The following is a 12,107-nucleotide window of genomic DNA, read 5'->3' on the forward strand; positions in this document are numbered from 1 at the left end:
ATAAATATAATGATCCTAACTGCGTTATAACTAAGGGGAAATACTTATTACATGCTCAAGTGGGAATTGATTCTGATATGGGAATAAGCCCAGGATGTAGAATCCCAATTGGAGATGAACCTGAACTTTTACAGCACATAGTCGAGGCAGCTAAATTCCATAAGTTCTTTCCTTCAGGAATAGGCGATATATTTAATTTTGATAGCACTGTAAAAGGTAATCCAGCATATGTGTTAGATATAATTAAAGGTGCTTTTAAGCAAAAAATGAGATATTTTTCAGCCTATTCTACTGATTGTGACGTAATAAGAATTACGGGGTATCTTGTTAAAAGATCAGAGATGGAAAAATTACAAAAGGGGAAACAGGTGCTTCAGGATACAGTAGCACTAGGACTTGGAGCAGCTCTAAACCAAAGAGTACTAGACAGAAAGATAAGAAAAAATGATTAAGGGACTAGTAAACCGAATTATACCTTTTAGCTCTGTGGACGGGCCAGGAAATAGAACAGCTATATTTTTGCAAGGGTGTAATTTTAACTGCTCTTATTGCCACAACCCAGAGACTATAAATGTATGTAATAGTTGCGGTGAGTGTTTAAGTGCTTGCCATTATAATGCTCTTCAAATTAAAGCTAATAATGTTGTGTGGAACCCCAAGGCCTGTAGCACGTGTGATGAATGTTTAAAGCTTTGCAAAAGAAACAGTTCTCCTAAAGCACTTAATATGACTGTAGACGAAGTTATCGGGGAAATAAATAAGAATAAATCTTTCATATCTGGAATTACAGTTTCAGGTGGGGAGTGCACCCTACAAAGTGAGTTTTTAACAGATTTATTTAGAGAAGTTAAAAAGATGAATTTAACATGTTTTGTAGATACCAATGGGTCAGTGCCCTTATGGGAACATAAGGAGCTAGTTTACGTTATGGATATGGCAATGGTAGATATAAAATCCTATGATAACGAGGAGCACAAGCAACTAACAGGCATGGGAAATACTACGGTTATAGAAAATGTTAAATATTTAGCTAAGTTAAATAAAATCTATGAAATTAGAACTGTTATTGTACCAGAAGTTTTAGATAACTATAATAATGTAGATGAAATTAGTAGACTTATCGCTATTTTAAATCCTAATATAAGATATAAACTTATAAAATATAGGCAGGTTGGTGTACGAACTGATAAAATAAATAGTTATACGCCTAATGATGAGACTATGAAGAAACTGGCGAAGATAGCGGAGAATAATGGTTGCAGAAATGTAGTTATAGTATGATTATATTCACTAAAAACCTCACAAAATGTGAGGTTTTTACTTTATGGATTTCATTTAAATTATATGATAATATAGTTATAATATGTTATTTAAAAAAATGTAATTTATTTAAAGATAACTGGGAATACTATAACTTCAGCAAAGCATATACTTACTTTGTGGTTTGATTTATTAATATAGGGGATGAAAAGTATATGGATTATTGTACAATGCATAATACTGTTGCATTCCTACACATTTAATTTTTAAAGCTATAAAGGAATAATAAAAGAGATTTAATGAAATAAAATTATAAAGAAAGAAGGGGTTTTTAGTGAGTGAAGTTAAAAAACTTAAGACTAGAGATGAGATAGATAGTACGTTTAAGTGGAAAGTTGATAAGATGTATACAAATTCTGAAGCATGGGAAGAGGATTTGAAAATATTAAAACTCAAAGTACCAAAAATGAAAAGTTTTTCAGGGAAACTTGGAAAGGCTGAAGAATTATTATCTTTTTTAGAAAGCAATGTAGAAATTGAAAGACTTCTAGATAAACTACTTGTATATGCACATTTAAGATCAGATGAGGATACAGCTAAGGCAGAGTTCCAAGTTCTTAAAAATAAGATTGATTCTTACGGCGCAGAGGTTTCCAGTGTCACGGCATTTTTCGTTCCTGAACTATTATCATTAAAAGATGGAGCTATCGATGATGCAATTTGTAAACTTCCAGAACTTAAACTATATGAATTTTATCTGAAGGATATTTTAGATCAAAAGCCTCATATTTTAAGTTCAGAGGGAGAAAAACTTATGGCCTCTGTTAGCGATTGTTTAAATGCACCAGGAAATATATTTGGAATGCTTACAAATGCAGATATGACATTTACAAGTATAAAGGATGAAAGTGGTAATGAGATTGAATTAACAGAAGGGAATTATAGCAGTTTTATAAAATCAAAGGATAGAAGAATAAGAAAAGAGGCCTTTGAAGCATTATTTAAGACTTATAATGGGTTTAGAAATACTTTAACAACTTCCTTAACATCTTCAATTAAGAATTTTATATTTAATGCAAAAACAAGAAATTATTCCTCGGCATTAGAAAGCTCACTTAAACCCAATAATATTCCATTAGAGGTATATAGTAATGTTGTTAATACGATAAATAACAATTTATCTTCGCTTCATAAATATGTAAGCCTTAAGAAGAAACTGCTAGGCCTTGATGAAATTCATATGTATGATTTATACGTGCCAATGGTGGATGCTGGGGAAGATCATATTGAGTATGCGGATGGTGTTAAAATTGTGTTAGATGGTATAAAACCACTAGGTAAAGAATATTTAGATATATTTAAAGAAGGAATTAGTGAGGGGTGGGTAGACGTATTTGAGAATAGGGGCAAACGAACAGGGGCTTATTCCTGGGGATGTTATGATAGCATGCCATATGTACTCCTAAATTATAATTATAAGTTGAATGATGTATCTACTCTTGCTCATGAAATGGGGCATTCCATTCATTCTTATTATTCAAAGAAGAATCAACCATATATATATTCGCATTATGAACTATTTTGTGCAGAAGTAGCATCCATAACTAATGAATGTTTATTAATAGATTATTTAATTAAAAATGAGACAGATAAGAAGAAAAGGTTGTTCTTAATAAACCAGCAATTAGAGGGGATAAGGACTACGGTGTTTAGACAATGTATGTTTGCAGAGTTTGAAAAAGTAACTCATGAAAATATAGAAGAGGGTAATCCATTGTCACCAGAGGATTTATGTAGAATATATCATGATTTAAATGTGAAGTATTTTGGACCTCAAATGGTGGTAGATGAGGGTATAGATATGGAATGGTCTAGGATACCTCATTTTTATAATGATTTTTATGTGTATCAATATACTACAGGTTTTGCAGCAGCTAATTCTTTCAGTAAGATGATAACTAACGAGGGCGAAAGTGCTGTAGAAAGATATAAGGGATTCCTAAAAAGTGGTGGAAGTGACTATCCAATAAATTTACTTAAAAAGGCAGGGGTAGATATGTCAACTCCGAAACCTTTGGAGGATACTATAAGAAGATTTGACGAGCTTTTGGAAATGCTCGAAAAAGAGATATAGGAAGGTATGAAATATCTCCTGCGTGCCTTGCAATAAGGGATTTAAACGTGAAATTGCATTAAGAAATTCAATGTTTCTGCGCCTCTTATTGCAAGCCACTTCGGAGAAAATTGATACTTGATATTTAGATGTTATTTTAAGCAGATGTCTCACACTAACAGAGTCAATGAATTCAAAAAGAGATACGTTACATCCTAAGAATAAAATGTGGCGATTTCGAAAGTTGGTATTCTGTGGGATATGCGCATTTATCCTGAATACTATGTACTATGTAACAAAGGTATAAAATAAAACAAAAATAAATGATTAATATAAAACACAGGTGGAAATTTTCGAGGCCACTGAAAAAAGCACTCTTTTTTCAGTAAAGTTTTTAAGCTTTAACAGAAAAAGCATGAAATATCCATATTTTTATAATTAAGTTAAAAAAGCACTATTTAATGCTTTTTAACTTAATTATTCTCTTTAGATTAACTGTGAAGATTGATAACGCACCTTGCATTTGCATGCCAATTAAGCCTGACGATATTGCTACATCATAGCCATGCTGGTGCTTAAGTTCACTGTTTTTAGCCTCTATCATATAACGTTGCCTAGCACGTGTTTTAAAATATTCACTTTTTTCGAACTCTATTTGATCTTCGTGAGTATTTGACTTTATTACAACTGAATAAGTCTTAGATTTAGCACCTTCTTTATAGCACCCATTTTTATGGGCACAAATTTTACACTTCTCTACATTAAAATAGTAAGTAAGCACTCAATTTCTACCAACATTCTTCTTTCCTTGTTTTGCTTTTTTAATAGCCATATGTCCTGCCGAACATACAAATAAGCCAGCATCTTTATTAAATTCAAATTCGTCTTCTTTTTTTCGTGTTCCTTGTGAAATTATAGGATTTAGTCTTGAAATTAATGCAATTTTATTTTCTTTCGTATATTCTATATTTTTCTTTCCAGAATAAGCTGCAGCTCCAATAACTTCGTTAACTCCAACACCAGCTTCACGGCTTTTTTCTATTAAGGTTATTAGTTCCTTTCCATCACTTTTTTCGCCAGTTGTAATAACAGCTGCGGTAATTAAACGTTCTTCACTCATAGCAAGGTGTGATTTATATCCAAAAAAAGAACTATCCTCAGTTTTATGCCCTACTTTAGCATCCTCATCTTTTGATAGTTTTAGATTTTCTAAGTCATCATTAAAAGCTTCAGTTAAGTAGTTTAATTTAATTTTAACAGCTGGATTTGCTACAATTTCTGGCTTCTTGTTTATGCTATCAATTAATAGTTCGCAGTACTCAAGAATATCTTCAAGTACTCCAGTTGTAACTTTATTAGGTAAATCTTCTTTTATCTCAGGATTTACCCCGTACAATGTTTTTCTTAAGTTTTTTGCACGTTCCAATAATTCTTCTCTCGCTGATTTTTGGTTATAACGTGACTTAGTATGTGTCGCATCAACTATTATTGCTTTACTTTTTAAAACTCCCTCTTTTATAGCAAGTTCTACAGTTTTATTTATTAATAAATCCAATAAGTTCATGTCTTTAATACGAAGCTTTCTAAATTTAGTTAATGTACTTGAGTTTATTAAATTTGTTTCTTCTGGGGCTAAATTTAGAAAATATTTAAAGGACATGTCATAAAGGGCCCTTTCAACAACATCTTCATCCGACAATTCATAGATTACTTTCAAAAGTAAATATTTAAATAGCATTATAGGATTAATAGTACCTCTACCCATTGATAAACTATAGTTAACCATTAATTCATCATATACAAATGAAAAGTCAACAAGGTCATTAATTTGCTTTAAAATATTATTTTTTGGTATAATTAACGAATATAAGTTATGATATGTATTTATTTCTATCTCCAACTGTCCTTTTAGCATAATAGTTTAGCTCCTTTTGTTTTACTCTACTATACTTATTCGACATATCCTTCAAAATTCATTTTTGCTTTTTAGTCATTTATACAAAAAAAATTGCCATAATTAATTTGATGACGATTTTTTATATAGTTTTTCAGTGGCCTCAAATTTTCACCTGTGTTTTTGCATATTATTATATAAATTATCCGTTAGGTATTCATTTAAAAGTGTAACATGTAAAAATATAATAATTTACATAATTATGATTTACTTTAACAATGTTAAAGGTTATACTTAATATTGTTAATAAATATATTAAATAAAATACAAATAAAGTTGTGGAGTGATGTTAAAATGCCAATAAATGTAGTACCAGATTGGTTAGCGACTTTGGAGGATGAAGATATAAGTTTTATTAAAAAGTTTATAATGTCTTCAGGGTCATTAAAAGAGATTGCAGGTATTTATGGGGTTACTTATCCTACGGTAAGACTTAGATTAGATAGAGTAATTCAAAAAATACAAATATCAGAGGATATTACAAATGAGCCTTATGTTTCGCTAATAAAGAAATTGGCACTAAATGAAAAATTGGATTTTGATACTGCTAAAATATTAATTTCAGAATATAAAAAAACAAAAGGAGGGATTGATTTAAAATGACGAAGTTATTATTCTTTATTTTAATATGTATATTGTTTTTGGTAGGTACTGTTATTCTGCAAATATTCTTGTCAAAAAAAGAGAATAAGTGGCTTGGTTTAATATTGCCTATAATTAGTTTTTTATTTTCTATTGTGATATTATTAATTACGCCAGTGATGGGTGATTTATCAGTTGTTGAAAGAATAGTGCAATTTCTTGTGCTATTGTTTGTAAGTAATATTTCAACAATTATTTTACTTGTTATATACTTTGCTTGTCGTGAAAAATTTAAAAAGAAAAAAGAAATAGATAAAATGAATATTCAAGATCTATAATGATTTCTTTATATACGAAAGAAATACACACAGAAAAAATACTTGGTTTTGAGTTAGGGGGAATTTAGAATGAAGGGAAACAAGACTATTCATTGTGAAAAGTGTTGTGGAGAAATTACTGATATTGATGATTTAGTTGTAACAAATAATTTTTTATCAATATCTCCATATCATGAAGAATGCTTTGTAAATGAGATAAAGGGGTTATCTTCAATATTTGTAGGGAACACACCAATAAATGGAACTATGGGCAATGTAAGTACAATACTAGCAGTAATAGTTGGTGTTATTGTATTATTTATTCAAGAACTTCGGTATATATCAGTTTTATCATTGCTGGCTTTATGTATAAGAGTCTACTCGTGGTTTCAATATGAGCGTCATTTATATTAATAGCCTATTTAGTAAAAACAACAATAAACCTCAATGCAGAAACTTCGAAATCATGGTAATATATATTATCAAGCATTAGTCAATAATAATCATTATAAAGAAACTAAATGTAAATTAATTGAATTTGAATAAAATACAGTATATGAATTATAGGGAGGAATTAAAATGAGATTATTACTTACAAACGACGATGGTATAAATGCAAAAGGTATATATGCACTAGCAAAAGAGCTTGAAAAAAATCATGAAGTTATTATCGTAGCACCAGATAGTGAAAGAAGTGCCTGTGGACATTCAATAACGCTTGCAAGGCCACTTATTGTGAGAGAAGTTATGCTGGAGGGGTTAAAATTAAAATCCTATAGCGTCGATGGAACACCTGCGGATTGTGTGAAAATAGCAATAAATGAACTTATTGATGGTGAAATAGATATGGTAGTATCAGGAATAAATAAAGGATTAAATTTAGGCACAGATGTTTTATACTCTGGCACAGTTTCTGCGGCTATTGAAGCAGCTATTTATAAAACACCTTCCATGGCGATGTCTATGGCTGTTAAGGGGAATGTTGAAAATTACGAAATGGCAGCAAGATATGCTGGAGAAATATTGCTTACAGCTAAAAAGAATAATATTAAGGATGATATAGTATTAAACGTAAATGTTCCATTACTAAACGAAAATGAAATAAAAGGAATAAAAGTATGTAAGATTGGAAGTAGGTTGTATGACAATTGTTATATAAAAACTACTTTAGAAAACAATGATACTCAGTATCAAATTAATGGTGAACTAAAAGATATTCATGATGAATGTTCCGATACATTATATTTTAAAGAAGGGTACGTTACTGTAACGCCACTTCATTATGATTTAACTAATTTTAAAATATTAAAGGATGTTAGTGAATGGTTCTAAGCATTGCGTATTAAAATATATAAATCAAAATCAATGCACAAAAATATTTTGTTTGATTCAAAACTAATAAAACAGAGCTAATTGGCTTTGTTTTATTAGTTCTCAAATTAATTATTTTTTTAAAAAGTAATGAGAACCGGTCATTTTCGTATAGAAATACTAATATTTAGTTTTTTATTTTGTAAGGTGATTTCTATCTTACATTTGAGGTGGCTGTTCCATCCATTTGTGTTCAATCATTATTTTTCCGCCTTTTTTTGAATATTCAAATATATCCTTTGAAATAAGTCCAAGTTTAAGAGGTAAATCATTTCTCATACTAAAAGGTGTATCTAATCCAGTAAATCCTAATGGTGTGCTGGATAGTAAACCGTTTATATACATCATAAGTTTATCAGAGAAAGGTGTTTGAGTTGAATCTGTAACTATACCTGCCAATGTATTCGGAGGTTCAATATCACTTTGTAATAGCAGATTACTTAGCTCAGCAATGTGTTTTTTTAATAATTCTTTACCTTCTATGAAATATTTTTTAACTTCAATTTCTGTTGCAACTTGTGCAAATCCTGTCAACAACTTCATATCCAAAATGTTATTCTCTATAGTTTCACTGATATAACTAACCTCAATTGTATCTAGTGAGCGTTTATCAGATAAAAGATTATATCCACTCATGTAGTTTTTATCTTCAATAAATTCTACTTGTTTTGGCATAGGTGCATGTGGTGACTTTGTAAGCACTCCTTTTACTAATAGGTAGTTTGTTGTCATCATATAATATTTATTAGCAATTTCGAAGTCAAGCTTAAATATGTCATTAACCTCTTTCATATATGACATTACGGAAAATACACCAGTACGACCAGAAGCTAATTTCATACCCCTACGAAGATGCATTATATTGAAAATGTCATCAAATAGAGGAGGTACTTCACTTACAATATCTTTTTCATTAATTCCTAATGGAATAACAATATTTTCATTATTAAATAAATTAATAATCTTATTTTTTATATTTGTCGTGTCGGTTATGTAGGAATTTAATATGTTTTGAGCCTCTTTATCAATAGTTTTATTTCTGAATAAATCAAATAATGTTAGCCTTTCTGTTTGTGATGTATAAAGCATCCATAATGTACTTAATTCTGAGGAAGTTAATTGTATCTTTGCTTCCGTTGTCATTTAAATCCTTCTTTCTTTTTAAATTTATAATTACAACATTTATAATAATATTTCTAAACAATATTATTATCTAAACCATATTAAATTATACTTTTATATAGTTTTTCATAACAAAAGAATACTGTATTTTATATGGGGATAAACTTTTGATATATTCATTTTCTGCATTTGCTGTTTTGTGTTGACAAGTTATGAAGTGTGACATATAATATGAACATATGAACCATTATTCATATGTTCATATTATATGGAGGGTAAGTAAATGGGAAAAGATATTGAAGTTTGCAATTGTTCTACTATACATGAGGATGTGGTGGAGAAAGTAAAAAAAATAATTCCACAGGAAGAAACATTATATGACCTTGCAGAGCTTTTTAAGGTTTTTGGAGATAGTACAAGAATTAAAATTCTTTGTGTATTATTTGAAAGTGAGATGTGTGTTTGTGATATAGCGGCTCTTCTTAATATGACTCAATCAGCTATTTCACATCAACTGCGTGTACTTAAAAATGCTAGGCTTGTTAAATATAGAAAAGCAGGTAAGGTTGTCTATTATTCTTTGGATGACGAGCATGTTAAACAAATTTTTGATCAAGGACTTATACACATAAAAGAATTTAGATAATATTCTAGTATATAAACCAAAATTATTTCAAAAGACATAAAAATTTTCAAAGCGGGGTGAGGAAAAGAAAATGAATAATACAATTAAGATAGAATTCATTTTACAAGGATTAGGTTGTGCTAATTGTGCCAGCAAAATTGAATATCAGTGTAAAAAAATAGATGGAGTATTAGATGCAAATATAAATTTTATCAAAAAGAACTTATTAATTCAATCCGAAGATGAAAGTAAAATATTATCGATTACGCAAGAAATAAAGAAAATAGTTAAGAAAATAGAACCTGATGTTGTGGTTATAGAAAAGAATGCAAATAGATCTAAACATGAGGAAAATGGTCATAACCACAATCATAGTAATGAGGGAGAAGGAAATAATAAGAGTAAAATTATCCGTTTTTCTATTGGGATAGTATTTTTCACTATAGCAATCATATTTAAACTAGATTATTTAGTGGAATTTACAATATTTTTTATAAGCTATTTGTTAATTGGTGGGCCAGTGCTTTTTGTAGCAGGACGCAATATATTAAGAGGACAAGTGTTTGATGAGAATTTCTTAATGGCGCTAGCTACGGTGGGTGCGTTTTCTATTGGTGAATTTGCAGAAGGTGTGGGGGTTATGCTTTTTTATCAAATAGGAGAATTTTTTCAAGATATGGCTACAAATAAATCAAGAAAATCCATAACAGCATTAATGGATATAAGACCAGACTATGCAAACAAGAAAGTCAGTGGTGAATATATTAAAGTAGATCCAGAAGAGGTGAAAATTGGAGATATTATAATAGTAAAACCAGGAGAAAAAGTACCTCTTGATGGTATAGTTATAGAAGGAAAGTCACTATTAGATACATCCGCATTAACTGGTGAATCTGTTCCAAGAGCAGCTAAGACAGGGGACGAAATCTTAGCAGGATGTATCAATAAAAATGGTCTATTAACTATAGAAGTTTCGAGAGAATTTGGACAATCAACCTTGGCAAAAATTTTGGATTTAGTGCAAAATGCAAGTAATAAAAAAGCGCCAACTGAAAATTTTATAACAAAGTTTGCAAGGTATTACACTCCCGTTGTTGTTGTAAGTGCAGCGGCCCTTGCTATATTACCACCTCTTTTAATACCTGGAGCTACATTTTCACAGTGGGTATACAGAGCATTGGTATTTTTAGTAGTATCTTGTCCTTGTGCACTAGTAATATCAATTCCACTTGGTTTTTTCGGGGGGATAGGTGCTGCATCTAAAAGTGGAATTTTGGTTAAGGGTGGAAATTACCTAGAGGCCTTAAATAGTGTTGAAGTGGTGATTTTTGATAAGACAGGAACGCTAACTAAAGGAGTATTCAAGGTTACAGAGATGCATACAGAGAATGAAATAAATAGTGAAGAGCTACTGGAATATGCGGCTTATGCAGAAAGTTATTCGAACCATCCTATTGCAGCATCTATAGTAAAAGCATATGGTAAAGATGTAAGCAAAGATGATATTAGTGATTTTTACGAAATAGCTGGAAAAGGTATTAAAGTTAAAGTGAAAGGTAAATATGTATTAGCAGGTAATTCAAAAATGATGGATAGTGAGAATATTTCATATAGCAAAGCTGATAGCAAAGGAACTGTAATATATGTTGCTATAGACAAGAAATATGCAGGCAGTATTGTAATTTCTGATGAGATAAAAGAAGATTCCATTCGCGCTATAAATAGTTTGAAGGCAATGGGAGTTAAAAAAATAGTGATGCTTACCGGAGACAACGAAGATATAGCATTGAGTATTGGAAAAAAATTAGGGGTAGATGAAGTTTATTCAGAACTTCTTCCACATGAGAAGGTTGAAAAATTAGAAGCCATAGATAGGCAAAAATCATCTAAAGGTAAGATAGCATTTGTAGGGGATGGCATTAATGATGCACCAGTTCTTGCAAGAGCGGATATAGGGATAGCAATGGGTGGAGTAGGTTCTGATGCTGCTATAGAAGCTGCCGATATAGTAATAATGACGGATGAACCTTCAAAAATAGCAGAAGCCATTAAGATTGCTAAAAAAACTAAAAAAATCGTTATGCAAAATATAGTATTTGCCCTAAGTGTAAAAATAGTGATTTTGATATTGGCGGTTTTTGGAATTTCAACTATGTGGGAAGCTGTTTTTGGTGATGTTGGGGTTGCTCTAATTGCAGTGTTAAATTCTATGAGGGCAATGAAGATTGAAAGTTAAAAACAAACCACCTATACTAGACATTAGCTAGTATAGGTGGTTTATTATAAATTATGTGTATTTAACCAAGTTAATTATATTAAATTAAATTTTTTCAAGTCTTCATTAGAATATAATAAATTATAACAATAAGTTATTATATAACTTCTTTTAATTATTCCTATAAAAACATCTTTATCATCTACAACGGGAACAAAATTTTGATTTTTTGCTAAAACAATTAAGTCCTCTATGTCTGCATTAATTAATACCGGTTTGTTATATATGCGTCTTGGAATATCTTTAATTAAAATATCATTTGTATTAATAATACTTAAATTTGGAGTGTTCTTTAGTTTCCATAATAAATCACCTTCAGTTAAAGTACCTACATAATGTCCCTTTTCATTTATAAGGGGTATAGCCGTATATCTGTGGTACTCCATACGTTCTAACGCTTGCTTCATTGTAGAACTGGGTGTTTCATAAACAACTTCATTTTTAGGCATTAGGAAAAAAGCTATGTTCATATTTAACCATCCTTTAAA

Annotated in this window: 11 protein-coding genes and 1 pseudogene; 9 read left to right on the plus strand and 3 right to left on the minus strand. The window is 30.3% G+C overall.

Annotated elements, in window-relative coordinates:
* The 3 genes from ACJAX4_RS05470 to pepF all read left to right on the plus strand — a co-directional run.
* On the plus strand, positions 1 to 452 hold a 452-nt coding region (locus tag ACJAX4_RS05470; RefSeq protein ID WP_435788446.1), incomplete at its 5' end, for a glycyl radical enzyme domain-containing protein.
* Positions 445 to 1,281: a YjjW family glycine radical enzyme activase gene (locus ACJAX4_RS05475; protein WP_435788447.1), complete on the plus strand. Its 837-nt coding sequence runs from the start codon at positions 445 to 447 to the stop codon at positions 1,279 to 1,281. The genes ACJAX4_RS05470 and ACJAX4_RS05475, both read left to right, overlap by 8 nt.
* A 313-nt stretch (positions 1,282 to 1,594) precedes the next feature.
* Positions 1,595 to 3,394 (plus strand): oligoendopeptidase F, encoded by a 1,800-nt coding sequence (pepF, locus tag ACJAX4_RS05480; protein WP_435788448.1) that lies wholly within the window; start codon positions 1,595 to 1,597, stop codon positions 3,392 to 3,394.
* 433 nt (positions 3,395 to 3,827) lie between these two features.
* Here the strand turns inward: pepF and ACJAX4_RS05485 are convergent.
* Positions 3,828 to 5,288 (minus strand): annotated as a pseudogene (locus ACJAX4_RS05485) (IS1182 family transposase).
* Between the two features lie 333 nt (positions 5,289 to 5,621).
* On the opposite strand from ACJAX4_RS05485, the gene ACJAX4_RS05490 reads away from it, so the two are divergent.
* From ACJAX4_RS05490 to surE, 4 genes are all read left to right on the plus strand, one after another.
* Positions 5,622 to 5,930 carry a DUF2089 family protein gene (locus tag ACJAX4_RS05490; protein ID WP_435788449.1) on the plus strand — a complete coding sequence of 103 codons (309 nt, stop codon included), beginning with the start codon at positions 5,622 to 5,624 and terminating at the stop codon, positions 5,928 to 5,930.
* Positions 5,927 to 6,247, plus strand: a complete 321-nt coding sequence (locus ACJAX4_RS05495) for a hypothetical protein (RefSeq protein WP_435788450.1) — start codon at positions 5,927 to 5,929, stop codon at positions 6,245 to 6,247. Before ACJAX4_RS05490 ends, ACJAX4_RS05495 begins: the two co-directional genes overlap by 4 nt.
* A gap of 69 nt (positions 6,248 to 6,316) precedes the next feature.
* Positions 6,317 to 6,640 (plus strand): hypothetical protein, encoded by a 324-nt coding sequence (locus ACJAX4_RS05500; protein ID WP_435788451.1) that lies wholly within the window; start codon positions 6,317 to 6,319, stop codon positions 6,638 to 6,640.
* Between the two features lie 165 nt (positions 6,641 to 6,805).
* A complete protein-coding gene (gene surE / locus ACJAX4_RS05505; protein ID WP_435788452.1) occupies positions 6,806 to 7,558 on the plus strand; it encodes a 5'/3'-nucleotidase SurE in 753 nt (250 codons plus the stop codon).
* A gap of 198 nt (positions 7,559 to 7,756) precedes the next feature.
* On the opposite strand, the gene ACJAX4_RS05510 is transcribed toward surE, so the two are convergent.
* Positions 7,757 to 8,740, minus strand: coding sequence for a DUF3231 family protein (locus ACJAX4_RS05510; protein ID WP_435788453.1), 984 nt, complete (start codon positions 8,738 to 8,740; stop codon positions 7,757 to 7,759).
* A gap of 262 nt (positions 8,741 to 9,002) precedes the next feature.
* On the opposite strand from ACJAX4_RS05510, the gene ACJAX4_RS05515 reads away from it, so the two are divergent.
* Entirely contained in the window at positions 9,003 to 9,365 is a 363-nt protein-coding gene (locus tag ACJAX4_RS05515; protein WP_435788454.1) for an ArsR/SmtB family transcription factor, read from the plus strand.
* Positions 9,366 to 9,435: 70 nt separating this feature from the next.
* A complete protein-coding gene (locus tag ACJAX4_RS05520; RefSeq protein ID WP_435788455.1) occupies positions 9,436 to 11,580 on the plus strand; it encodes a heavy metal translocating P-type ATPase in 2,145 nt (714 codons plus the stop codon).
* A gap of 74 nt (positions 11,581 to 11,654) precedes the next feature.
* Here ACJAX4_RS05520 and ACJAX4_RS05525 read toward each other — a convergent pair whose 3' ends face one another.
* Entirely contained in the window at positions 11,655 to 12,089 is a 435-nt protein-coding gene (locus ACJAX4_RS05525) for a CBS domain-containing protein (protein WP_435788456.1), read from the minus strand.
* Positions 12,090 to 12,107 lie beyond the last annotated feature (18 nt).

Origin of the sequence: Clostridium sp. (assembly GCF_051278035.1) — a bacterium.
GTDB lineage: Bacteria > Bacillota > Clostridia > Clostridiales > Clostridiaceae > Clostridium_AD.